The sequence below is a fragment of the Staphylococcus hominis subsp. hominis genome, from assembly GCF_002901845.1.
GTDB lineage: Bacteria > Bacillota > Bacilli > Staphylococcales > Staphylococcaceae > Staphylococcus > Staphylococcus hominis.
The window spans coordinates 1-25,368 of the sequence record NZ_PPQE01000026.1 but is presented as its reverse complement, the minus strand read 5'-3'; the positions used below and the strand labels follow the sequence as shown (position 1 = coordinate 25,368).

General features: G+C 31.3%; 20 protein-coding genes and 1 pseudogene. 8 read left to right on the top strand and 13 right to left on the bottom strand.

The features are described 5' to 3' along the window. Positions 1–3: 3 nt before the first annotated feature. From CD034_RS07130 to CD034_RS07120, 3 genes are all read right to left on the bottom strand, one after another. Positions 4–1,581 carry a YfcC family protein gene (locus tag CD034_RS07130; protein ID WP_077700058.1) on the bottom strand — a complete coding sequence of 526 codons (1,578 nt, stop codon included), beginning with the start codon at positions 1,579–1,581 and terminating at the stop codon, positions 4–6. A gap of 271 nt (positions 1,582–1,852) precedes the next feature. Continuing rightward, positions 1,853–4,102, bottom strand: coding sequence for an LPXTG cell wall anchor domain-containing protein (locus CD034_RS07125; protein WP_077700059.1), 2,250 nt, complete (start codon positions 4,100–4,102; stop codon positions 1,853–1,855). A 118-nt stretch (positions 4,103–4,220) separates the two neighbouring features. Beyond that, positions 4,221–4,832, bottom strand: a complete 612-nt coding sequence (locus CD034_RS07120; protein WP_019834763.1) for a metallophosphoesterase — start codon at positions 4,830–4,832, stop codon at positions 4,221–4,223. Between the two features lie 256 nt (positions 4,833–5,088). Here CD034_RS07120 and CD034_RS07115 point away from each other — a divergent pair, with 256 nt between their 5' ends. The 5 genes and pseudogenes from CD034_RS07115 (at position 5,089) to CD034_RS07100 (ending at position 10,864) form a co-directional block, all read left to right on the top strand. Further along, positions 5,089–5,973: a LysR family transcriptional regulator gene (locus CD034_RS07115; RefSeq protein WP_070647382.1), complete on the top strand. Its 885-nt coding sequence runs from the start codon at positions 5,089–5,091 to the stop codon at positions 5,971–5,973. A gap of 253 nt (positions 5,974–6,226) precedes the next feature. Beyond that, positions 6,227–6,394, top strand: a complete 168-nt coding sequence (locus CD034_RS11230; protein WP_002449294.1) for a hypothetical protein — start codon at positions 6,227–6,229, stop codon at positions 6,392–6,394. Between the two features lie 241 nt (positions 6,395–6,635). Further along, positions 6,636–8,793, top strand: a pseudogene (locus tag CD034_RS07110) (MMPL family transporter); the annotation flags it as partial. Positions 8,794–9,178: 385 nt separating this feature from the next. Further along, the gene (locus CD034_RS07105; protein ID WP_070647469.1) at positions 9,179–10,120 is read left to right on the top strand and encodes a glycine betaine ABC transporter substrate-binding protein; all 942 of its coding nucleotides are present in this window, start codon (positions 9,179–9,181) and stop codon (positions 10,118–10,120) included. Positions 10,121–10,303: 183 nt separating this feature from the next. Beyond that, positions 10,304–10,864, top strand: a complete 561-nt coding sequence (locus CD034_RS07100) for a TetR/AcrR family transcriptional regulator (RefSeq protein WP_070647380.1) — start codon at positions 10,304–10,306, stop codon at positions 10,862–10,864. Positions 10,865–11,190: 326 nt separating this feature from the next. On the opposite strand, the gene CD034_RS07095 is transcribed toward CD034_RS07100, so the two are convergent. Then, positions 11,191–12,369 carry an MFS transporter gene (locus CD034_RS07095; RefSeq protein WP_077700060.1) on the bottom strand — a complete coding sequence of 393 codons (1,179 nt, stop codon included), beginning with the start codon at positions 12,367–12,369 and terminating at the stop codon, positions 11,191–11,193. A gap of 212 nt (positions 12,370–12,581) precedes the next feature. Between CD034_RS07095 and CD034_RS07090 the strand changes: the two genes are divergently transcribed. Further along, positions 12,582–12,935 carry a DoxX family protein gene (locus tag CD034_RS07090; protein WP_002449545.1) on the top strand — a complete coding sequence of 118 codons (354 nt, stop codon included), beginning with the start codon at positions 12,582–12,584 and terminating at the stop codon, positions 12,933–12,935. Between the two features lie 137 nt (positions 12,936–13,072). Beyond that, positions 13,073–13,426 carry a hypothetical protein gene (locus CD034_RS07085; RefSeq protein WP_070813113.1) on the top strand — a complete coding sequence of 118 codons (354 nt, stop codon included), beginning with the start codon at positions 13,073–13,075 and terminating at the stop codon, positions 13,424–13,426. Positions 13,427–13,476: 50 nt separating this feature from the next. Here the strand turns inward: CD034_RS07085 and CD034_RS07080 are convergent, their stop codons facing one another. The 9 genes from CD034_RS07080 to CD034_RS11420 form a co-directional block, all read right to left on the bottom strand. After that, positions 13,477–13,953, bottom strand: coding sequence for a peptide-methionine (S)-S-oxide reductase (locus tag CD034_RS07080; RefSeq protein ID WP_002449282.1), 477 nt, complete (start codon positions 13,951–13,953; stop codon positions 13,477–13,479). A 25-nt stretch (positions 13,954–13,978) separates the two neighbouring features. Next, a complete protein-coding gene (gtfB, locus tag CD034_RS07075; RefSeq protein WP_002454732.1) occupies positions 13,979–15,319 on the bottom strand; it encodes an accessory Sec system glycosylation chaperone GtfB in 1,341 nt (446 codons plus the stop codon). Continuing rightward, positions 15,316–16,821 carry an accessory Sec system glycosyltransferase GtfA gene (gene gtfA / locus CD034_RS07070; RefSeq protein WP_002454731.1) on the bottom strand — a complete coding sequence of 502 codons (1,506 nt, stop codon included), beginning with the start codon at positions 16,819–16,821 and terminating at the stop codon, positions 15,316–15,318. Before gtfA ends, gtfB begins: the two co-directional genes overlap by 4 nt. Positions 16,822–16,838: 17 nt before the next feature. Further along, a complete protein-coding gene (secA2, locus tag CD034_RS07065; RefSeq protein ID WP_070813111.1) occupies positions 16,839–19,229 on the bottom strand; it encodes an accessory Sec system translocase SecA2 in 2,391 nt (796 codons plus the stop codon). Then, positions 19,210–19,761, bottom strand: a complete 552-nt coding sequence (asp3, locus tag CD034_RS07060) for an accessory Sec system protein Asp3 (protein ID WP_002454729.1) — start codon at positions 19,759–19,761, stop codon at positions 19,210–19,212. The genes secA2 and asp3 overlap by 20 nt, the downstream gene beginning before the upstream one ends. Continuing rightward, a complete protein-coding gene (asp2, locus tag CD034_RS07055; protein WP_002454728.1) occupies positions 19,745–21,307 on the bottom strand; it encodes an accessory Sec system protein Asp2 in 1,563 nt (520 codons plus the stop codon). Before asp2 ends, asp3 begins: the two co-directional genes overlap by 17 nt. Further along, positions 21,297–22,865 carry an accessory Sec system protein Asp1 gene (gene asp1, locus CD034_RS07050; protein ID WP_002454727.1) on the bottom strand — a complete coding sequence of 523 codons (1,569 nt, stop codon included), beginning with the start codon at positions 22,863–22,865 and terminating at the stop codon, positions 21,297–21,299. The genes asp2 and asp1 overlap by 11 nt, the downstream gene beginning before the upstream one ends. A 9-nt stretch (positions 22,866–22,874) precedes the next feature. Continuing rightward, positions 22,875–24,074 carry an accessory Sec system protein translocase subunit SecY2 gene (gene secY2, locus CD034_RS07045; protein ID WP_002454726.1) on the bottom strand — a complete coding sequence of 400 codons (1,200 nt, stop codon included), beginning with the start codon at positions 24,072–24,074 and terminating at the stop codon, positions 22,875–22,877. A 242-nt stretch (positions 24,075–24,316) separates the two neighbouring features. After that, complete coding sequence (locus CD034_RS11420; protein ID WP_077700710.1) at positions 24,317–24,571, bottom strand: LPXTG cell wall anchor domain-containing protein; 255 nt, start codon at positions 24,569–24,571, stop codon at positions 24,317–24,319. Between CD034_RS11420 and CD034_RS11515 the strand changes: the two genes are divergently transcribed. Then, the coding region (locus CD034_RS11515) for a hypothetical protein (protein ID WP_308446600.1) at positions 24,546–25,368 on the top strand (823 nt) is incomplete at its 3' end. The two genes, CD034_RS11420 and CD034_RS11515, sit on opposite strands and share 26 nt — an antisense overlap.

The window sequence follows — 25,368 nt, the reverse complement described above, 5'->3', positions numbered from 1 at the left end:
TTATTATGAATATACTAATACTTGGGTAACTAATAAGCCACCGCCAAAGATAAATACAAAAACGACAATTGGCCATACAAATTTAAACCAATGTGAATATTTCATATCCAACATTTGTAATGTAGCCATAATCAATCCTGTTGGTGCTAAAAATAGCATCGCATATTGTCCAAATTGATACGCTGTAACAATCACAAATCGAGGAATACCTACTGTATCAGCAAGTGGTGCAAATATTGGCATGGCAAGTACAGCCAATCCTGATGATGAAGGAATAATAAATCCTAGGAAGAAAAAGATAATCAATAATACAAGAATAAACAGTGGGCCATTCGCATGTTTTACGAGTGATGATGAAAAATTTAACACTGTATCTGAAATCAGTCCATCATTCATAATCCTATTAATACCACGTGCAAGACCAATGATTAATGATACGCCTACTAAGCTTGATGCACCATTAACAAATGCATCGACCACTTTTTTCTCACCTAATCCATTCTTACCTAATGCGACAATAAGCATAATCACAATGGTAAAGGCTAAAAACATAGACGCCATAATCGGGAACCACCACCCCTGAGTCATGACGCCCCAAACCATAATTGGGAATGGCAAGATAAAGAGTATTAAAATAATTTTTTCACGTAAGGTAAAGATACTGTCTTCACTATTATTCTTAATCACTGACCATTGTCGTTCAAACTTCACTTTATCATCATAAGTGTATGATCGTTTCGGATTTTTTTTAATGCGTTTTGCATACCAATATAAATATCCTATCGTAAAGATGGTTGCTACAATAAGTCCAGCAATACGCCAATATAATCCATCTACAAAGGTTGTTCCTGCAGCATTAGAGGCGATGACTACTGAAAAAGGGTTAACTGTTGAAAACGTACTCCCAATAGAACTCGCCAGGAAAATAGACCCTACACATATAATGGAATCATAGCCCATCGCTATAAAGATAGGTACCAACACTGGATAGAAAGCGACCGCTTCTTCTTCAATACCACATAACGTTCCACCTAAAATCATTAAGATGGATACCATAAAGACCAGTAAAAATTCATGTCCTTTAGTTTTTTTAGTTAATGCTAATAATCCCGATTCAAAAGCACCACTCGTTTGTACGACGCCTATTAAACCACCAAGCACAAGAATAAATACCATGACATCGACAGCTTCAATCGTTCCATTTACCATACTTGTCGTAATTTGATCGGGACCCGCTGGCTTTTGTTTCAAGCGCTCGTAAGTTCCAGGAATCGATATAGGCTTATTAATAGCACCTGATTTAAATTGGTTCACATCAATTTTGACACCTAATTTATCAAGTTGATCTTGTGTCCCTGGGACTGTCGTTGTTTTATGATGTGCATCGACAATCTTAAATTCATGCGCTCCTGCATGATAAGAAAGCTTAGAATACGCACCTGCTGGCACAATCCAAGTTGCTAACACTGCAATAATGGTTAAAATAAATAATATTGTAAATGCACCAGGCATTTTTAATCGAAACCGTTTTTTCTCTTTTTTATCAGATACTGTATGAGATACACCTTCACCGTGTTCCATGCTCCCCACCCCTTTAATCTTAATCACTTCAATATGTACTACGTCATAATTACAATTGAGTCATTTTAAAATTGTTTTTTCACACTTTAAGTTTATGTCTAATGCATATGACATTCAATGATGATGTAAAGTAAATTGATTACTATTCATACTTTGGATACATCTTTTACATATGTTGAGTTGTCCATTTTAGTGCAACAACTCAATATATAAAAATAGAGTAAATAATTAATGTTCAATGGCATTAATTATTTACTCCTATTTATTTGGTTTAGTTATTAGATTGGTGATGTTTACGACGACTGAACCATACAAGTGCCCCACCTGCAATAGCAATCACTGCTGCAATCGGAATCCAGTTTTTCTTAATGGCTTTACCTGTTGCAGGTAATGATAAATTTCCATCACTATTAAATAAACCGCTAAGTAAACCATCATCGCCTAAATGACCTAATGATAAGCCTTGTGTTGGATTAGGAATATCACTTATACCGTCAAGTAAGCTGTTTCCATTTGTTAATCCATCAAGCAAACTACTACCTGAAGGAAGATTGCCTAATAAATGACTTCCAGTTAAACCACCTAGTAAATCTAATCCATTACCTAATAGATTTGAACCGAGATTGGAACCACTTGTGTTACCCGTAATACGATCTAATAATGATGGTCGATTTACAATGGGATCAAGAATATAGTTTAATCTATTTTTGGCTTGACCTAAGCTATTTTGAAGTTGTAATAAGTCATTGGCTTTACCATTAATTGTACTTTTCACTAAATCCAAAGCATTCGCTTTATCAGATTGTACTCTTGAAATAATATCAGCTAAAGCGTTCGCTTTTGCTTGGTTTAATTTTGTTGCTAACATTGTTTCAATGGCTTGTTTACGATTAGACGTTTTATCTAAAATATCATTTAAAATATCATCACTAGACACAAGCCCATGTTGATTAAATGCTTGTTTTAAGCGATCAACAATTTGTGAATTTGTTAAATGGTCATTGGCTAATCGTTTCGCAATAGTAGCCGCTTCATTTTGGCCTAAACGTGTAGATAAAATTGTTTTTAATAAATCCTCTTTATTAGTAGCTTGTTCTAACATAGATTTTAAAATGTCATCACTTGTTGTTGAAGTTAATCCATCAATTTGTTTCATAATCTGATCTGCAATTTGTTTGTCAGACTGCCCTTTTGTTTTAATATTTTTCAAGATGTGTTGCGCTTCATTTTTACTAAACACACTGTTTAATATATCTTCAGCTGCGCGTTGTTTGTCAGACACTTGTTGCAAACGATTAAGAATAATATCACGGTTATTCTCTATATTTTTACGTACGGTTTCAATGTCATTATCAATAGCTTGTTTATCTTTTTTCGCTAAATCAGCTTGATGTTGAATGTTATCACGTAAATCAGATAATTGATCTAATTTACGATTGATATATAAATGACTGGCATCATCTTTACTATTTTCAATTTTAGCAATAGCTTGATTAATTTTTTCAGTTTCAGATAATTGGTGATTCACTTTATCGAATTGGTGATGTCGTGCATCTGTATCTAAGTCTTGATCTTTATGAGTATCGTTTAATTTAGCTAATCCCTCTAATATATGATGGTTTGAATTAGAATGTGTTGTATTTTCTGTTGTTGGCGCATCTTGAATGCTAGATGATTCAGTTGTCTCCTCTTCTGTACTATTTTCATCACTTGGTAATTGATTAGAATCGTTTTCTTTTGAACTTTCGATGTCTTTTTTAGCACTATCAATATCATTTTTAATACTATCTAATTTATCAACAATAGACGTTTCTGATTTAGAAGAGGTTGTTTGGTTTGAAGGTTTCTCTGTTGTTGGCATTTCTTTTGGTGATTCTTCCGTAGTGGGTTCCTCTTTCGTTACTTCATCAGTTGTGTTTTCAGAAGTATTTGATTCAGAAGACGAGGATTCATTTGATGTTGTTGCATCTTTTTGTTGACCGCTATCAACTTTATTAGATAAAGTATCTAGATCTGATACGATGTTATCTAATTCATTTGATATATTAGATGTATTATCAGCAGAAGTGTCGTTACTTGTTGTAGCCTTTTCTTCTTCTTCTGTTGAAGCATCTTGAGTGCTAGATGATTCAGTGCTATTATCCTTGTTTGAAACGTCAGTTGTGTTTTCTTGTGCTGTTACTTTATTTTCTTTTTTCGCTTCTTTGATTATATTTTTAATTTCATTCTGATTTTTAGCACTTTCAATATCTTCTTTATAACTTTTTAACTCAACTGCACTTAAATGTTTTAGTTGCTTAATGTCTTTTTTCGCTTTATTCATTGCATCTTGTAAATCTTTTTGAACATGTGTTGTAGTTTCAGAAGTTGCTGTTTCTGCATCTTGTGTTGCTGCAAATGCATCTTTAGTAAACCCGTAACCTACAAGTGAACTACTTAATATTAAAGCTGAACATGACACTTTTAAATACGAACTTAGCTTCGACATTTTACGATTTTTGTTTTGCGTATTTTTATTCATTAATGCCACCCTTTTTTAGTGATATTTCATTTCATTATATAACATTTTACATAAAACTTGAATGTCTTATTATATTTTTATTTATTCGTTTTAATCAAAGATTAAACATCATTAACTATTATATTTTTAAGCGTTTTATATTCATTTTTCGAATATTCGTTACCTCTACTGAATACTGATATTGACCTGTTAAATCAATCAGCGATAAAAACTTATTGTGTCCTGCGCCTGTATCTATAGATAATTCATTTTTATTTTTATAAATCTCGTCTTTCTTTAATCCATAGCGATCATTCGGTACATGACCATGAACTAAATATTTATTTTTAGGAATCTGACGATTAAGCGAATGTGAATAATGTCCAGTAGTATATTCTTTAATCTGCTTATTCAAAGGTTTATTGGTATCTATTCCTGCATGTGCAAAAATATAATTACCAATCACTTCAACAGCAGATAATTCACGTAAGAACGGATGCCAACGCTTAATCTTTTTATCTTTACTATTTAACCAGCGCATTTCATGATTACCTGCTAAAGCAAGCGCACCACGTCGTTTTAACCTTTTAACTAATTTTAATGTTCCAAATGAATCCGGTCCATTATTGACATAATCCCCCATAAGTACGAGCTGATCTTTTTTTGGATTATATTTTGCTCGTTTTAAAAGTATGGAAAGGGCTTTTCGATGTCCATGAATATCAGAAATCACAAGTAGTCTTTCTGACATGTAAATCTCTCCTTAAATGTAAATGCTTTATGTTGTAAGATTTGTTAAGCAACATTGTTATTACCCTCAATTTTTAATTTAATACATGAGAGCGTAACAAAATTTTTATTCAATCCTCTACTGATAATACTGTATATTCCATTATAATGTATCAACATTAACTAACTTTAAACAATTTATTAACGTAACCTCAAAATTCTTTCTTTAATATAAACAATAGAATAGAAAAAATTTATATATTTTGGGGAATTAATTTATGAATACAAAACAAATGATGATTTTTAAAAATTTTGTTGAATTGCAGAATGAAAATGCTGTTGCTGAAAAACTGGGGATAACGCAACCAACTGTAACATTTCATCTAAAAAATTTAAATAACGAACTTGGAATACCCTTATATTTTAAAAAAGGGAAATGTTTCAATTTAACAGATGCTGGAGACTTACTTTATCGTAATTCTAATAAAATGCTAAATTTAATTGATGAAACAACACATATGATTGAAGAATTCAAACAATCCAAACGTGGGACTTTACGAGTTGGAGCAAGTCATGCACCTATTTATAGTATTCTTCCTACCACTTTAAAAAAATATATGCACGATTATCCAAATATTGATATGAATTTAATTGTAGATACTGCTCCTATAATATTAAAAAAAATAAAAGATAGAGAAATTGATATCGGCGTTATTTCAGAAAAAGGATTCAATGAAAAAGAATTGAAAGTGAAACGTCTTCAAGAAAATCCACTTGTTATCGCAATGGATAAAAGACATCCTTTGGCTTCAAAAACAGATATTTCATTAGAAGATTTAAATGCGTATCGTTTCATTATTCATAGTAGTGGTTCAACACGAGAAAGTATTGATGATTGGCGAAAAAACAATTTTATTGATTTAAATGTTCATATGGAATCAAATAGTATTAGTAGTATATTAACCATTATTAAAGATTCTAATTATCTGAGTCTTGTAAGTCAAAGCACCTTATTCCATCATCCTAATATTATTGGCAAGTCATTAAAAGAAGGCCCACCTTCAAGTTATATCTCTATCGTTTACCGGGCAGATCATCATCTCACTGCTCTTATTCAAAACTTTATGACATTAATCTATTCTTTAAAAAATGAAAGTATTTAGACGTCAATGAGATGAAAAGATCATTTATATAACCAAAGGAGTAGAAAACAATTCTTGTAGAATTCATTTTCTACTCCTTTTAATTATTTTATTAAATGTAAATTTATTATAAATTTTATTAATAAATAACTATAAAAATGATAACATTTTTACATTATATTAATAAATTGCTATAAAAATTTGTCTGTTCCTAATATAATAAAATTAAGAGAACACCGTTTTCATCAATTTTGATATGAAGGAGGCTGAGTTGATGCTTATACTTTCTATTATTTTACTAGTAGTGGGTATCATACTCATCTCTATTAGTAGCTTCGTCGCATATAGACAAGATATTGATCTTAGAGAAAAAATATATTTACCTGGCGTTTTATTTGTACTCATTGGTGCAATTTGTCTTATCGGATATTTCGTAGCTTAAATTTATACATATCATAAAGAGAAGGATAACGAATTTTAAATGAATGTTATCCTTCTCTTTTTTATGCTCCTCCTCACTTCTTCTATAAAAAAACAACAATTTTAATAAAATGTTGCATTTTCCAACGTCTTAAATTTTTTAATGGTACACATATAATCAAACTCTTGTTAAATTATAAAATACGTTCTATTAACGTACATTGTCTAATAACGCTATTTTAACAATAAAAGGAGGTATTATATTGGCAAATCTATTATATAAACTTGGTACATTTATCGCTAAGCATAAATGGCTAAGTATTATTATATGGTTAGTCGTACTTGGTGTAGTGATTGCGCCTCTATTAGTTACTTCACCAAAATTTGATAGTGATATCAAAATGAATGGATTAAAATCCATTGATACGAATGATAAAATCAGTAAAGAATTTCATCAAGACAGTGAAAAAGCGTCCATGAAGATTGTCTTTCATTCAAATAAAGAGGATGGATTGAAAGATAAAACAACGAAAAAAGACATAGAGGATGCCTTAGATAATATTAAACAAGATGATGATTATATACAAAACATTTCTAATCCATATGAGTCGGGACAGGTCAATAGTGAAGGCGATACAGCTATTGCTAATATCAGCTATGTTGTCCCTCAAACAAGTATGCAAGATTCATCTAAAAAGATAGTAAATAAAGCACTTCAAGATATTAAAGATAATCACAACATTCAAATTGAAAAAACAACTGGTATGTCAATGGGCTCTGAACCTGGTGGTGTTTCTGAAATAGTAGGTATCGTAGTTGCTTTCATTATTTTACTTATCACATTTGGCTCTCTTATTGCAGCAGGTATGCCAATTATTAGTGCGATTCTTGGTTTAGCAACAAGTGTCGGTATGATTTCATTACTTACATTTATGTTTGACATTCCAAACTTCACATTAACACTAGCTGTAATGATTGGCTTAGCGGTAGGTATTGACTATTCTTTATTTATTCTATTTAGATATAAAGAAATTAAAAAATCAGGTACTGCCACGGTAGAAGCAATTGGTAAAGCAGTAGGTACTGCAGGTAGTGCTGTTATCTTTGCTGGTATTACAGTAATGATGGCAGTGTGTGGTTTATCACTAGTAGGCATTGATTTCTTAGCAATTATGGGATTTGCTTCAGCTATTAGTGTGTTATTCGCTGTTTTAGCAGCCTTAACATTACTTCCTGCATTAATTAGTATTTTCCATAAAAGTATTAAAATTAAAAATAAGCCTACTAAAAATAAAGACCCTAAACATCATCCATGGGCTAAATTCGTTGTAGGTAAACCTGTGCTTGCAACGATTATTAGTTTAGTGATTCTTATTCTAGCTATCATTCCAATCACAGGCATGCGTCTTGGTATTCCTGATGACAGTCTTAAACCAAACGATTCTTCTGAGCATAAAGCGTATCAACTGATTTCAGATAATTTTGGTGAAGGCTATAACGGACAAATTGTAATGTTAGTGAATACTAAAGATGGTGGAAGTAAAACATCAATTGAAAATGATTTAAGTAATATGCGTAGAGATATAGAAGATTTAGATAATGTAGATACAGTATCTAAAGCACAATTGAATGGTAATAATCACTATGCTATCTTTACGATTATTCCAAATGAAGGTCCAAACGCTAAATCTACCACAGATCTTGTATATGAATTGAGAGATTATCACAAAGATGCCGAAGATAAATATCATTATGACACTGAGATTTCTGGTCAAAGCGTCATTAATATCGATATGTCAGAAAAACTGAATGATGCTATCCCAGTATTCGCTAGCGTTATCGTTATACTAGCATTTATTTTACTTATGATTGTATTTAGATCTATCCTTGTACCATTAAAAGCAGTACTTGGATTTGTCTTATCATTAATGGCAACCCTTGGATTTACAACCTTAGTCATGCAAGATGGTGTGATGAGTGGTCTATTTGGTGTAGACAATACAGGTCCATTACTTGCCTTTTTACCTGTTATTACAATCGGTTTATTATTCGGATTAGCCATTGACTATGAATTATTCTTAATGACACGTGTTCATGAAGAATACAGCAAAACTGGAGATAATGATCACTCTATTTGCGTAGGTATTAAAGAAAGTGGTCCAGTTATCGTTGCCGCTGCATTAATTATGTTCAGTGTGTTTATTGCCTTTATCTTCCAAGATGATACTGCAATTAAATCAATGGGTCTTTCTCTTGCATTTGGTGTATTATTTGATGCTTTTATTGTCAGAATGACATTAATTCCTGCTTTAACTAAATTATTCGGTAATGCATCTTGGTACTTACCGAAATGGTTAGGTGTTATATTACCTAAAATTGATGTTGAAGGTAAAGCATTAGAAGAACATCATGAATCTTCTACTTCTAATTACAAACATTCAGAGGCCCCTCGTTATAGAGAATTCGTTGATACACAAGATGTATCTTATCAACATCAAAATCGCAGCTATGCTACCCATTCTAATAATTATAATGCATATGATGATGTTGATTACGAAGCTTTATATACCGAAGAAGGTAAACCTGAAACGATTCATTCTAAGCGACAAGAACAGCATGACACTACAACTTATTTTGATAAAACCACACACCTATACAAAGATTTAACTGATAATAATACGGAGCAGGATGTATTATTTAAAGCATTGATGCTTTATGCCCGCGAACATAATCAACATGTTTACGATAAATATCAAACGAGTCATACAGACAATAGAAAAGATGATCAGGGAGGCGAAAGATATTGATGCTTAAATCACGCGTATCAAAATTTTTAGTACTATTAGCCACACTCACACTAGCCATAGTTTTAAGTGCCTGTGGGAATAGTCAATCCAACTCCTCTACACAAAGTAAAATCGAATTAGGAGACAAAACGATTGAAATCCCTTATATTGCAAGTGATAATTCAACTGCACGTTCACTTGTGATTGCGGAAGTATTAAAGAAAGCTGGTTATGATGTTACAACTACACCTGTGCCAGCAAGTGGACCATTATATGCAACAGTGTCTGCAAGTGATGATGCATTTCATGCTTCAGGTATTTTTCCAGAAACAGATAAAAGATATTATGATAAATTTAAAGATACACTTACTTTATATGATGACAAACATTTAATTGATCATGTTAATGTTGGATTAGCAGTACCTAAATATGTTCAGAACATTGATTCAATTAAAGATTTAAAAGATGATAAAGATTTTGGTAAATCTGTAGATTGGACAATTCAAGGTACTGATAACAGAAATGGTGTTATGCAACAAACGAATGATGAATTAGATAGAGACGATTTGAGTAAATATAGCCTAGATAAAAGTTCCGATCAGGAACAATTCAAAAAAATTCAAAAAGCATATCAACAACAACAACCTATTCTTTTCACATCAATGGAACCAAATTGGTTCTCGAAAGAATTAGATGTCAAAATGCTTAAAGATCCAGACAAAATTTATGGAAATAATAAGCAACATATTGATTTAGTATTCAATCATAATTTTAAAGAAAAACATCCAGCGGCATATGACATTGCAACACGTATTGCAAAAGATTGGGACCAAAAAGATGAGGAACGTTTAGCTAAAAACATCTTTGTTAAAAGTAAAAACCCTGAACAAGTAGCAAAAGATTATGTAGACAATCATGATCACAAAGTTGATGATTGGTTAAACGATATCGACACTAAATAAATATTAAATTGACACTTTATTTGACAATTAAGTGTGGCGAAGAACATTAACTATTCTATCGTCACACTTTTTTATTATCATATTAAAGATGTATATTTGGAATTATTCTAAAGTTTATGATACTTTACTTTTAATAAGTCAAACTTCGACCTAGAAAAAAATTAATAGGAGCATTTTCGAATTATGCCTACTGCCAATCAAAAGCGTATGATCAAACATATAAACGCAACTGTATTTAAATTATTAAAAGATTATCATTTTGACGAAATAACAATTCAAAAAATTTGTGATATCGCAGAAATTAATCGTAGTACATTTTATCGTTATTTCCAAGATAAATATGACCTTCTATTCTCTTTACCTGACTATATCGCAACTGAATTTCATCATGAAGATACTCGACCTTTTCTTTCTACAGAAGAATCCTTTCAACAATTCATCTATTTTATCGGAGAACATAAGAAAGTATTTAAACATTTACTGACCTCTTCTCGTCAAGCGGACGTCTTTCGCAATCTAACGCATGTAAGTCGTGAATTAATGTTAGATAGCGTAAAAAGTCAAAATGATCCACTTGCTTTAAAAATTAAACACAGTCATCATCCTGAAATTATTGCAGATTTTTATAGTAGCGGCATGATAGAGGTCTTAAGACGTTGGGTAGAAAATGATTACAATTATAGTGTAGATGAGATTTTTGCTACATTGCATGACATTTTAGATATATCTTTAAACTGTAAATAGTCTAATAATGCTTTGACTTCGCGTCCTACTTGAGAAGCAGATTATGAGTTTTGTCCTGTTATAACATGTCCATCTACTTCTACATAAGTTATAAATCGAAGACATCTAGCCAAGTAGGTTACTCCACGTTGTTTAATTTCATTTTGTAAATGGAAAGGAAAGGGATAGTGGCATCTCTATTAACCATCGACCTAGAAAGTGTCTTAATTGGAAGACGTCTTATGAATTTTTAAATTCTAAGTTGTTGCACTTAATTTGACAACCCAACTTATAAAAAATGAGCATCCAAACTCATTTTGAATTTGAATGCTTTTGATACCACAATGTCATCGTATTACATTTTTTCTACGTGGTAAAAGTAAAGCCACTATAAGAGCGATAATACCAATGACTGCAATAATTATAAATTGTAATGTGAAATTAGATAATGGTTGAATAAGAATCATCAATAATGGCGCAATGGCTGTTCCTAAAAACAGAATAAAGGTATTAACAGATAAGAAGAAACCTTGATTTCGATTGACAACCATACCTACTTTTGAAATAGTAGATGGAATTGCAAACGCAATACCTCCTACAAATAATACACTCCATATCACTAATAAAATAACATTTGTAGTGAAGCCCATTAAAATAAGAGAAACGATACTGACAATTAATGCGCCTACGATAACATGTTTAACTCCTGTACGATCACTAATACGTCCTGCTAATAATGAAAGTAACATCCCAATAATACCAAAGAGTTTAGCATTAATGGCTGTTGCTTCCGAGCCACCCACAATATCAGAAGTAATATAATGATTAAAGATTGTATACATACTAATAAACATGGTAAGTAAAGATAAAGAAATAAGATAACATAATATGACTATTTTATTATCTTTAAAATCTTTAAAGTTTTTAAAGAAACCTACTAGTTTGAGTTGAGGATTTTTCACTGGACTTTCTGGAATATATTTATATATAAGTACTGCTATGAAGATGTAAAGTAACGTTAATATAAAATAAACCATATGCCAATTAGAATAACGCACTACAATTTCACTCAAGTTTTGGCCAATGACACCAGATAACATAAAACTTGTACTAATAAAACTAATCGCAGTCACACGTTTTACTGGGGAATACATTTCAGTGACATAAGTAATAGATACAGGTGAAAAAGCTGCCGCGCATATACCTTGAATTGCACGAAGAATAATAAGTAGTGTGAACGAATGAATGAAGCCTATAAGTAAACATATGATGACGAGTCCAATAAGTCCAAATAAAATCGTACGAATACGTCCAAATTTTTCAGAAATTGTACCATAAAATAGACAACTTAGTGAATACGTAATTGAAAAGATCACACCATTTAGAGAGGCAACAGCATTTGAAATGCCAAAATCTTTTGCGAATACAGAAGTAAGGGGTAAAGCAGTATATAAACTTGCCATAACAATAATACCCGAAATAAAGAAAATTGTAGTCATTCGATTATAATTCATCGATGTTTCCATAATATAACTCCTTTCATAGATTTTGTCACAACAGTATTATTATGACACGTTCAATATAGTTTCTAAAGTGTACTGATTAACACTTTCTTATAAAAAGATAATTATCTAACGCTTTTTATTGACTTTACTTACCAATAATCATATAATTTCTAGTATAAAAATTATACTTATTTTATAATAAAATAATTTAACTAAAAAAGGAGTACTTATTAATGATCTTACGTTATGCTGCAAATTTAAAACTTGCAAAAGAATTATATGATTCATCAAAACCAAAATTACAAGGTAGCCAAGAAATGATTGATACATTTAAAAATGTATTTGGTTTACCAGAAAAATCAGTTAAATTAGCAGGTACAGTAGAAGCTACTGCTGCTGCATTATTTGCTGCAAGTTTCTTAAACAAAAATATTTCTCGTTTAGGTTCTATTGCAACATTTGGTGTATTAGGCGTTGCAGCTTACAAACACTTTGAAGCTGGTCACGGTAAAGAAGGCGCACAACACGCTTTAGATTTACTTGGCTTAGCTGCTTTAAGTTTTGCTGATACATTCGGTAAAAACTAATTCAATAACTATATAAATAAAAACGTTCAGCGTGAATGCATTACACATTTATGCTGAACGTTTTTATTTAACTTTTTTTAACGCGACTTTTATACTTAGTTTAACTAAAAAATATAATATAAAGGAGCGTTTAGATAATGATATTACGTTATGCTACCAATTTAAAACTCGCTAAAGATTTGTATGCCGCTTCAAAACGTAAACTTACCGGTAACCCTTATACTAAACAACTATTTACACAAGATTTTAAATTATCGGAACGTGCAATGAAATTAGCAGGTGTGATTGAGTTCATTGCATCGGGTTTGTTTGCCACAAGTTTCTTGCATAAAAATATCTCTCGCTTAGGATCACTTGTCACGTTTAGTGTATTAAGCGTTGCAGTATATAAACGCCTTGAGGCAGGTCATGGTAAGGTTGGGGCACAACATGCTTTAGATTTATTAGGTTTAGCTGCACTTAGTCTTATCGATACATTTTCTAAGAAATAATAAAGCGCACATGGGACAACGAATACGATAAGAATGCTGTCCCATTCCTTTTAGTTGTATTTATTTAAAATACTTTTAGAGATGTGACATAATGATATATCTTCAGGATGTTTATCTAATCTATCTTGATGTTCGTCTGCACTTTTAACATAATTTTCTAAAGGACGTACTTCCACAACGATTTTATCTCTATCTGAACGTTGTTGAATGAATTGTTGTGCTTCTTTAAGATGGTTCTCATTTTCACTATAAACACCTGTACGATATTTAGGTCCTTTATCTACGCCTTGCTTATTCAGACTGTATGGGTCTATGATTTCAAATAAATAATGCATTAAATCATGAATTGAAGTGATGTCAGGATTAAAAACTGTTTTAACGCATTCTACATAGCCATCATATTCATCATCAAGTCGCTGCGTCGTTCCATTCGCACGTCCTGCTTCAGTAGCTATAACGCCTGGCAATGTTTTAATAAATGCTTGTACACCCCACAAACACCCTCCAGCTAGATATACTGTTTCCAATGTATCACCCCTAAACTCTAAATACTTAAATTGATCCTAATATTTGTTTTAAAGTCTTTTTAAATTGTCGTTTATCAATTTGATTATTGTGTAGCTTTTGTTGTTTAAGTCGTTCTTTAAATTGTTCTTTATTTTTCACAATAATATTTAAGATGTTACTTAAGTCATGATAGTGTTGCATTGAAATTATATTGTCATCTGCCACAAAAGAAGGTCGATGTATTGTTTCTTTATAACCAAGTATAAGTTGATTGTTTAACATAGCCCTTTCAAGTGCATTTAAAATTTCACCACCATGATTAACATCTAAATAAATGTCACATTTTTTAAATAAACGATCAACTGTTTTTGGCGTAACTGTTGGATAAAGCACTACATTTGAATACTGCTCTAAATTTAATAATTTAGAAGACATTTCAGTTATAGCGCCGATATGAAATTCAAACTCTGGATGTAATTTTATCAATTCTTCAATATATGGAATATCATCAGAGTTTGTTAAATTTAGTATGCGTTTTGTATATTTATTATTTCTTTGATAATTATATAAATATCCCGCTGATTGAATACTATCTATATAATTAGCTTCGATATGGCTTATAATACGTTCATATTCTTGTTTATCTGGAATAATAACCGATGACTGACATTGTTCTTTATCTAATAAGAGCTTCATATTTCCTGGAACACGACTCTCACTATTTTCTTGCCAAAATAGTACGGCTTGTTTAACAAAATCAGAATAATAAAGTACAAAAAATGGGGTTGCAAGAGAATTAATAATAATCTTAGAAATATCTATATCTAATTGATTCAAAAAGAAAATAATGAAGTCGTGTTTGGATGCAAAGAAATAAGATTGACCCTTCCAATCTAGTACAATGTCTCTAGTAACAAAGTTTTCATATATGATTTCTTTACCTTCACGATTCACATATGTTTTTAAGATGGGATTTTTTTCTAAATCATATACCGTTTGTGCAAATTTGACTCCCTCTTTAGTGTAATGATCGACTGAACGTAAACGATCTTTTTCATCAAACCATTCAACAAAATTTACAATTCTATTTTTAAAATGTTCACGGTAAAATATGCGCCCTCTCACTTTGCCATTATCAATAACTTCTGCAATATTTTGATTTCCCGCAATTTCCCATAAAGGAGGAATATTCACCTCATTAAAAAAAGTTGGTGTATCATCTTTAAATTGTTTATAATTAGCAAAAAATTTATAAGGCGATATGACATCATCAGGTAAAAAACCATTGTCATCCATCACAATTGTTGGATGTCGATAATCCGCAAGATAAAGAGATTGTTGTAATTTTTGTGATGCATCATTAAATGTTTCAAATAAATTAATCATTGTAGCACCTCATTAATTAAATTTTGCCATTTTTGCGTGATATTTGTTGTTTCATAAGGTTTTGCAATTTTATAAGACATGTCATGAGGACGTGTTAATCCTTTATTGAAATATTGAATGATTTTTTTTGCCATTCTATCAGTAATATTTTCTATATTTTGATTGTCTTTCTCTATTGGAATGAGATATCCATTCTTACCCTCTTCAATAAATGTAGGATTGCCGTAATTGACTGCAAAACCTATCATACCAAGACCAGAACCTACTGCTTCCATTAAAGTAAGCCCAAATCCTTCACTTGTAGAAGCAGAAACAAATAATTCATAATTCGCATAAATATCTTCTAAGTTGACATGTCCTTTTAATTGAATGTAATCTTCTGCATGATTTTCTTTAATAATATTTTCAATATTTGATTTTTCGCCACCATGCCCATATATATCAAATCTTAATTTAGGCACTTCTTTTTTAGCTTTAATTGCTGCTTTAACAATCCAGTCTACATGTTTTTCACTAGCTAGTCTTGAGGCAGTTAACATCGAGTAAGGTTGACGATGTTCCTTAGGATATTTAAGCTGTTGCAAACTGCCCACTGGAATCGTGCGTATACGTGGTTGATATGATGTGTATTTTTTAAATTGCTCAGATAAGATTTTATTTTGTAAATCTGTGGCTGTAATATAAAAATCAATAAAAGGGGCTTTAGAAAATACATATTCATAGAAATTATTCCATAAAATATGAGTATCATCTGTTGAATTTTCACTATAATGTTCAGCGTGAACTACAATTCCTACTTTACTAGGGCCTTTATTTTCAAGAATAGCTTGCCCTACTTTTGTAGAACGATCAATAATGACTATATCATCCGAAGTTAAATGTAACTGTTGCATGAAATAAGCTACAAAATGTTGTTTACTGTATAATCTAGCATCATCAAACACATATATACTCGAATTTCCATCAATATACTCTCGATATACCACAGAACCATCTTCATTATAAAACTGTCTCATATACACTTTGGCACGATTATCCTTTGGTGCATAATACTCTGAAAACGTACGAACATAACTATAATAATCTTTTCGTATCAGCATTCCATTCACAACAAACTCAGCACGATCTACAACTTCTTTATCTTCCTCTTTTAAATAGCAACTTACATAAGATTGATCATTACCAATATATAAACGTAATACTTTTCCTGTTTGAATACGTGCAGTAACAGGATTACCTAAATCTTGAATCAGTTGGTCAATCGTATAGGTCGTGGGTGCTATCTTAATATCACTAAAATATTGATATAACCATATAACTTCATCATCTTTAAAGCCAATATTGTGGGTTAATGTTTGAATATTTTCAGATGAAATAAAATCTAAAAAAATAAATTTAGCTGATTGATTAATTTGTCTTAATAATTTGGCGCGATAAGCTTGTGCATATTCTACTCCGCTACTTGCCCAGCCAATTCCAAAATTTATATTATAAATGGTCACTAAAAAACACCTCAACTTTATGGGAAATGTATCACTAAATCTTGCTTTTTATCAAATGTTAAAATGCTTAGACATAAGTTTCGAATCATTTCTCTTTTAATATTCATTGTCATATGTTCATATGTTTCTAATGCTACTCTATGGTATTCAAAAATCGCATTACGTTGGCCGTTTTGACGATTATTCACACTTGCTTTTAATTGTTGTAATTGATCTACTTGATTAATCCATTCGACATCAATAGCTTTAAGAATTGCTTTTTGTAAAAATCTTAATTTTAAATACGCATCATTAACAGTATTAAGGTTCTTTTCTAATTGTTTATTAAATTGCTGAAGAAGGAAATTGATAATACTTTCTCTGGATTCAAGATGTTGAGTCATCGTTTCATCTTTGAAATTAAAACTTAGATGATTGTAAATATAATGAACTACATCATTTTCAGTGACTATATACTTTGTTTTAATGTCATATTCAAAAACATCACGTGCTAATTGTTCAAAATCAAATTCTTTAAAATCATCTGTTGCCAAAATACGATCACGTTCTTTATATATATGTTCACGTTGAATACCTATACTTTTCTCAAACTCATTTGCCATTTCTCGATTAACCATCGCTGTTTCTTCAGACACACGTTGTGCTTTTTTCACAATATTTCTCACTTTATTTCTAAAAAACGGACTATATTGTAATTTTTGGTAATCTATTTTTTGGATTTTATCATTATTAGCCCATTTGGTATTACTCCATCGTTTTACAATATAATCATCTAACGAAACATATATTTGAGACAGTCCAGGATCTCCTTGTCGTCCAGCACGGCCACGAAGTTGTCGATCCACTCTACTATTTTCCATATGTTCATTAATGATGACTGCTAGTCCACCTAGTTCGTGTACCCCGTTACCAAGTTTGATGTCTGTTCCTCTTCCTGCCATACTTGTAGACACGGTAACAGCCTCTTGCTGTCCCGCTTCTGCAATCATTTGTGCTTCTTTTGCTACATTTTGAGCAATTAATAAATTATTAGGGATATTTTGTTCAAATAATTGGGCAGAAAAAAATTCAGCAGCTTCAGCAGTGCGCGTAATAAGTAATACGGGTTGCTTCGTTTGATGAATATGAATTATCTTTTCAAGTATTGCTTTGTTTTTATCTTCAGATTTCATATAAACTCTATCTTCTTTGTCTTCGCGTATAATTGGATGATGGGTTGGGATTTGAATCACTATTTTTGAATATAATTCAAAAAATTCTTTTTCTCCAAGTTTTCCAGTTCCTGTCATACCTGAAAATTTATTAAATAGCTTAAATAAATTCTGGAAAGTAATTGTTGCCATAACACTAAAGTCTTGTGATAATTCGACATTTTCTTTTACTTCAAGTGCTTGATGTAGTCCTGATTGAAGTTTAGTACCTGGCAACATGCGTCCAGTAATACGATCGATTAATACCACTTCTCCGTTATAAATAAAATAGTCTAGGTTATCTTGAAAAAGATACTTTGCACGTAATGATAAGTTAATAACACGGACTAAATCGAAATATTTAATTTTATACATATTGTCGATTTTAAAATAATGATTGGCTTTTTCAATTCCTTCTTTAGTGAGCCAAACTTCTTTCTTATTTAAATTTACTTTAAAATGCTCATCTTCTTCTAATGTCTCAATAAATAATTTAACAATATGAAATAAATTTGATTGAACACGTGGTGCACCTGAGATAACAAGAGGTGTTTGCGCCGCATCTAATATAATAGAGTCAATCTCATCGATGATTGCAAAATTAAGTTCTGGCAAATATTTTGCATTAATATGATCAGCAAGATTATCAAATAAATAATCGAATCCTAAACGTCCATTCGTCGTATAGACAATATCGTGATTATATAATTTCTTTTTTTCTCCCTCATCATATTCATAATCAGGTATATCTACAAAACCTAGAGATGCTGTTAAACCTAGCCATTCGTATAATGGCTTCATTTCTTGTAAATCTCGATTCGCTAAATAATCATTTGTCGTAATAAGATAAGCTGTTTTCCCACTTAATGCATTTAAATATAAAGGCATTGTTGCAGTTAATGTTTTACCTTCACCTGTTTGCATTTCAGCGATATTTCCTTGATGCATCACTATAGCGCCCATGACTTGTACGTCTTTTGGATACATATGTAACACTCGTTTAGATGCTTCACGTATCGTAGCATAAGCTTCTGGTAATAATTGATTTAGAGACAATTTCTGATCTTTTAATCGTTGTTTAAACTCGATAGTTTTGGCTTGAAGCGCTTCATCAGAATATGTGGCAAATAATTGACTATAGCGATTGACTTCAGATAGTAGTTTATCTATTCGTTTTAAGCGGATATGATTAATCATATCATTCAATCGATTTGCCATATGATATCCCTCCATTAGTAGTGTTGGTCTGATGAATGATTTTATTTATTATTTCAATTTTATCTGTAGTGGTATCATTTTTAAGATGTTTATTTTCTGCCTCACTAATAATGATATTATGAAATAAAAGAAAATTTAATCCAGAATTGATAAGTTCAATTTTATAAGCATAGGCTTCTTGAGGAAATTTAAATTCTGTGATTTCATCTTTCTTTTCAATAATTACATACGACAATTCAGAATCATTTTTTCGATAAAATGTGACTTTAACGTATGCAGCACGTGGAGGTTGAACCTCGAAATTTAGTTTAATTTCATAATGATGCCCTTTTCTTAAAATTGGAAGAGAGGGCACTGCCTTGTCCATATCAAAGCGTGCGAGCATATGCCAAGCATGAATCACTGTTCCTGAAGGCATAAGCGGGTTTTTAAACAATGCACCTTCTTTTTTAAACTGTAATGTCGTTCCATACATAAATGTTGAAGGATGGATATAGCGCCATTCAATACGATAATTATTTAGTGCTTGCATGTGAATCTCTCCCAAATCTATCTTCTAAAATCATATTATAAAAGTTAATAAACCAGTTTGTTATTGTTGGTGAGTCATCATTATGACGACCTGGTACGCCACGACTCATCACATGTGCACGTTGTTTGCTTAATATAGGTGATATATTGTGAAATGCCATTGCATCGTAATCATCATGCTCCATGTATGCAATTGCAAATATAGTATCAGAAAGGTGACTATGTTTTAATTTATTCCAAAAACGTTGATCCATGTTATCAATATCTTGTTTTGAAACTCCTCCCTCATTTGTTAATAGCACATCATTAGCAGTACCAAATTCATTAGGGCGAAGTAGTTTCATATTATTCGCAATCGTACCAATATTTATAAGTGGCTTACCTATAATAACTGCAGCTGGTTCAAGCACAGTAGCATAATAAAGTGCACCAAATGACCCCATCGATAATCCAGATAATATTAAATCATTGTCTTTAAAATTTAAAAATCTTAAAGCTTCTTTGATTACCTTAATGATTTTTTGTTCATACTCCTCTGATCCTAAATAAAATGCGCCACCTTCTAGCCTTGGATCACTAATTAACATAAATGGGGCATTCATTTTAGTCATCATATAAAAGCCTTCGAATCCTTCGGCTGGTCGATATCCACTAAAATAAACATTAAGTGGTGGTTTCATATCACCCGGATTAAAGTAATAAATAAATTCATCTCTAGAACTATCTGAAAATCGCTGCCCCCCCATAATAAATTGTCCCATTTCAAGACGTGACCATCTCTTATGTACTGCTCCAACACTAATCTTACCTTTCCCTTTTGCTTTAAGTGACACACTTATATTCGCTTGATAAGATAATCGTGGTAATTGAATGGGGTTCAATAAGTCTTTTTGGTGATAGTGAAAGGTCATTTCTGGTATATCCGTTGATCCAAATGGAAATATTCGTAGCGTATATTCAAGATCAATATCTCCTTCTATCGTATATTCAGGCCAAATTTCGTTAACTATATTTGCATCATTAACAAGATTTTGTGTCCATGTAAGTAATGGTGTAAACTCCGTTCCAAAATCTCCCTCAAGTACGAGTGCCTTATTTCCTTGATAATGATATTCTCCTTTAAAACTAGAATTGACCATTACTTTTATAGGGGAAACTCTATCACCATATTGTTTCGCGAAAGTGACTGAAAATAATTTATGTTGTAACATTTCTTCATTTTCATAATATAAAGGTTTTATTAATTTAGATCTTACTAAAGAATCATTTTCATAGAGGTCTGACCATACATGAAAATCTATTACTGTATTATGCGGGACACTCACTAAATGAAGTAGTTTCATGAGTGATTGTGAATATGGACTTTGCACAAAGACAAGATTGAATTCACCATAGACCTTTAGAATCTCTTGAACTGCATCAATATATCCACTTTCAAAATGAAATACTGCATCGTCAAGATAATCCCATTCGACATCTTCTTTTTCCTTAAACAGTGAACCTAAATCATGTCCTCCTATTTGTAGTACTCTAAATTTACGTCCCATTATTTTCACCTTCAATCAAATGGTTTAACTGTGTAATAATCTTAGAAGAACTGAATTCTTCACTTAATTTTATAGAGTGTGCAAATGAATAATTCCAATTTTTAAGATTTAATAGATAGAAATCTAGCGCCATAATCAATTCAGACGTATCATTAATAATTAAACCATTTAGTTTATGGTCAACATAATTCGTTTTAAGTTGATTTATTTGCGGAATACCTACACTGATACTTGAAATTTGCAAGTATAAGTCAGGCTCATTTCCTAAGTCTATCATTACTCGTAAGTGAGACATTTCTTTCAATAAATGCTCCTCAAAAGGTACAAAAATAAGTTTAATATATTCAATTTCTTCAATTTCTGTTTCTAAAATATCTCGTACTTCTAAAGATAACTGTTCCTCATTTTTATTTAATTGTTCGTTAGTATTTTTAATTTTATAAGTAAGCCATTCTGGAATATCAGTATCATCTTTTCTAGTTAATAAATGCAATCTGATATTTTCTCTTTCTACACTATATTGTATAAGTATATCTATTAATTCTTTGAGTCTTACTTCATTTAAACTATCTATCCAAACTCCAATATTGGTTTCATAGAGTTGACTACTCATATTAGGTAGCGTTTGTACATCGAAGGGTGTAATACGCATTAAACTAAAGTGGTTAGCGATATCATGCTTTTTCACAAAATCTTTAATAAGTTGTTCATTTTCTAATGTATCTACAATACAATATTGTGCCTGAATAATAGATTGTAATATTGATTCCTCTAATGTTCGATTACGTTGAGTAAATACTGAAAAACAAAGATTTTTTAAATCAAATATCTTGTTAATCATGTCGTTATGATGTTGATCAGCTGCGACGATGACGTTGTCATGATGTTCTATATATTTAAAATAATATTGACTTAATTTTTCATAAATAATCTCTTCAATACTCGAATACTCTATTTTTTCAAATTGACTATAAAAATCACGAGAAATTTCAACTTTTTGTGTTATAAGACTTTGTATCATAATAGTATGACCATTAATATCTAGATATTCTTTATAACTAGGTTGTCCATTATTTTGAAACTTTTCAATTGAAGAAATGAATCCTCTATCATCAAATAAATATTTAACTTGCAATGACTTCTCTTTATATGTTTCTATTTCGAAGAGATAACCTTCTTGGCTAAAATTCATTTTAGAATAAGTAGTTTCACTGGTAATTGCTATAACTTGAAATGGCGTATAGATAAACTCGGTATCTTCTGGCCATTCTAAATCTCTATAGTCTATCGCTTGTGGCGACATTTGGGCTACCCCTTGAATATCATCAAAAAGTGACCAATAAGACATTTCATATAGCCCGTGTCTATGAAGAAATAATCTTAGCATCGGTTGATAATTTAAAATAATGGTATTGAACTGTGAATTATTTTTTTGATGCATAGAAATTAAACTAATCATATCGTCAAATTCTGTGACTTTTCTTTTTATATAAAACGGTTGTGTAGTGCTATTCCACCAATTTTTAGAGTCATACCATGCAGGTATAAACTGTTTCATAACAATCTCCTACCAATATTTATTTAAAATTTCTTTATAACGGTCAAAATATAAATATGTACGTATTGTTTCTCCTATATTAATACTGATGTATACCAATATAATAAGTTGTACTGAAAAATATATTTCTTTAGAAAAACCAGGTGCAAGTAATGTCAAATACATTGGAAAAGCAAGAATCAATGCTACGATAATTGCTCCAATCCAACATACTTTTCGAGCTTTACGATTTAAAAAACGTTCAGTATCCTTACCTGGATAAATAGTATCAAAGTAATTTCCATTTTTTAAAAATTCATCAGCTTTTCTTTTCGTATTAATTAAAAAGCGAGACAAGACATAGTTCAATATAATTTGAATAACAAAGTAACTTGTTATACCTATTGGATTAGAAAAACTTAAGAAATACAAATTCAAATGCTTTCCAAAAATTGCTCCAATAAGATGGATTAAATTATTTAAAAGTACGAATACAGATAAGCTCATCATAATTGAAATACTACCCGCTGGATTTAATTTCCAAGCTAAATACGTTGGCGATTTTTTGTTTGCATTATTCATAATATCTCTATAACTAAGTCTATACTCTGTTAATTCAATAAATAACAATAATAATAAGGCAATTATTAAAGCTATAATGGTTAAAATAATTAGTAAAGAATTGATGTGTATGCTTTCAAAATGCTGATTATTAAATAGTGATTTAATTAAGCTTATAAGTACAATTGGCATAGGTCCAGCGATGCCATAAGTGATATTCTGGTCAGCTAACCAAACTAATAGCATGGCACCTGTAATTAAAGTCAGCATGAGTAATATTATATTATTATCTTTAATAAAATTATTATTTATATATGTGTTAATTACATAATAACTTTGAAAACCTGCAAATAGTAACGTTAATATTCTCTCTTTATAATGTTTTTCTGCACGTGTTTGTTTCGTTATTTTATCTATATTTCTATAATTCAATAACATGATTAGAATTAACGATGTTAACCAAGGACCTAGACCTAATGAAAAAATATTTAAATTTGTAAGATCTCCTCCAACGTTAGATATAGCAAGTTTAAAAAAGCTATCATTGCCACTATGAAAAGAATTAGAACTAACGATTGAAATGTGACTTCCAAAAATATAAATGACTAAAATAAAACACGTAAAAATAATTCTTTTATATAACACTTTATATTCTTGTTCTTTGAACATAATTCCACCTAAATTTTTAAATAACGTTTGTTTAATTATATCAAAGAGACTAAAGACATAAAATATTTCGGTATTTAAATTAAAACTATTTACCAAATATTATGCTTTAGTCTCTATTTTTTAGAAAAGACATCCGACTCATATTAATAGACATTTAAACCCTTCGTTATAAACAACTATTAATTTTTTCAATTGTAAGAGAGAAGTCATTAGCCTTTTAAAGTTCTCTTACTTTTTAATTATTAACGTCTTTGTCTATCATTATCTTTTTTATTTTTACGAGATCTTCTAATCATACCTAAACCAGCCAACATTGTTGCAACAGCTGAAACAAGTATTGAAGAATTTGAATTTTCTTCACCAGTTTCAGGTAAATCTTCATGGTGTTTAGGAAGTTGAGAATGACTATGTGCATGATGCATTGAATGTTGCATTTCAGATGAGCTTGTTGATGTTGATCCACTTAATGACGTGCTTGCGCTATTTGAATCACTCACACTTGTTGACGTTGATTCACTTGATGATGTGCTTGCGCTTGTTGAGTCACTCACACTTGTTGATGTTGATCCACTTAATGACGTGCTTGCGCTATTTGAATCGCTCACACTTGTTGATGCTGACTCACTTAATGATGTGCTTGCGCTTGCTAAGTCTGAAAGACTTGTACTTGTTGATTCACTTAATGATGTGCTTGCACTTGTTGAATCGCTCACGCTTGTTGACGTTGATTCACTTAATGACGTGCTTGCACTTGTTGAGTCACTCACACTTGTTGATGCTGACACACTTAATGACGTGCTTGCGCTATTTGAATCACTTACGCTTGTTGATGTTGACTCGCTTAATGATGTGCTTGCACTTGTTGAATCACTCACGCTTGTTGATGTTGATTCACTTAATGATGTACTTGCACTTGTTGAATCACTCACACTTGTTGACGTTGATTCACTTGATGATGTGCTTGCACTTGTTGAATCACTCACACTTGTTGATGCTGACTCACTTAATGATGTGCTTGCACTTGTTGAATCACTCACGCTTGTTGATGTTGATCCACTTAATGATGTGCTTGCGCTATTTGAATCGCTCACGCTTGTTGACGTTGATTCACTTGATGATGTGCTTGCACTTGTTGAATCACTCACACTTGTTGATGCTGACTCACTTAATGATGTACTTGCACTTGTTGAATCACTCACGCTTGTTGATGTTGATCCACTTAATGATGTGCTTGCGCTTACTGAGTCTGAAAGACTCGTACTTGTTGATCCACTTAATGACGTGCTTGCGCTAT

What these genes read in the sequence shown, in the direction of transcription:
- CD034_RS11230 (WP_002449294.1), top strand. Translation starts at nt 6,227, where the DNA reads ATGCTTATACTTTCTATTATTTTACTAGTAGTGGGTATCATACTCATC.
- CD034_RS07105 (WP_070647469.1), top strand. Translation starts at nt 9,179, where the DNA reads ATGCTTAAATCACGCGTATCAAAATTTTTAGTACTATTAGCCACACTC.
- CD034_RS07115 (WP_070647382.1), top strand. Translation starts at nt 5,089, where the DNA reads ATGAATACAAAACAAATGATGATTTTTAAAAATTTTGTTGAATTGCAG.
- CD034_RS07120 (WP_019834763.1), bottom strand. Translation starts at nt 4,832, where the DNA reads ATGTCAGAAAGACTACTTGTGATTTCTGATATTCATGGACATCGAAAA.
- CD034_RS07130 (WP_077700058.1), bottom strand. Translation starts at nt 1,581, where the DNA reads ATGGAACACGGTGAAGGTGTATCTCATACAGTATCTGATAAAAAAGAG.
- asp2 (WP_002454728.1), bottom strand. Translation starts at nt 21,307, where the DNA reads ATGGGACGTAAATTTAGAGTACTACAAATAGGAGGACATGATTTAGGT.
- CD034_RS07100 (WP_070647380.1), top strand. Translation starts at nt 10,304, where the DNA reads ATGCCTACTGCCAATCAAAAGCGTATGATCAAACATATAAACGCAACT.
- CD034_RS07095 (WP_077700060.1), bottom strand. Translation starts at nt 12,369, where the DNA reads ATGGAAACATCGATGAATTATAATCGAATGACTACAATTTTCTTTATT.
- CD034_RS07090 (WP_002449545.1), top strand. Translation starts at nt 12,582, where the DNA reads ATGATCTTACGTTATGCTGCAAATTTAAAACTTGCAAAAGAATTATAT.
- gtfB (WP_002454732.1), bottom strand. Translation starts at nt 15,319, where the DNA reads ATGATTAATTTATTTGAAACATTTAATGATGCATCACAAAAATTACAA.
- asp1 (WP_002454727.1), bottom strand. Translation starts at nt 22,865, where the DNA reads ATGAAACAGTTTATACCTGCATGGTATGACTCTAAAAATTGGTGGAAT.
- secA2 (WP_070813111.1), bottom strand. Translation starts at nt 19,229, where the DNA reads ATGGCAAATCGATTGAATGATATGATTAATCATATCCGCTTAAAACGA.
- CD034_RS07085 (WP_070813113.1), top strand. Translation starts at nt 13,073, where the DNA reads ATGATATTACGTTATGCTACCAATTTAAAACTCGCTAAAGATTTGTAT.
- CD034_RS07125 (WP_077700059.1), bottom strand. Translation starts at nt 4,102, where the DNA reads ATGAATAAAAATACGCAAAACAAAAATCGTAAAATGTCGAAGCTAAGT.
- secY2 (WP_002454726.1), bottom strand. Translation starts at nt 24,074, where the DNA reads ATGTTCAAAGAACAAGAATATAAAGTGTTATATAAAAGAATTATTTTT.
- asp3 (WP_002454729.1), bottom strand. Translation starts at nt 19,761, where the DNA reads ATGCAAGCACTAAATAATTATCGTATTGAATGGCGCTATATCCATCCT.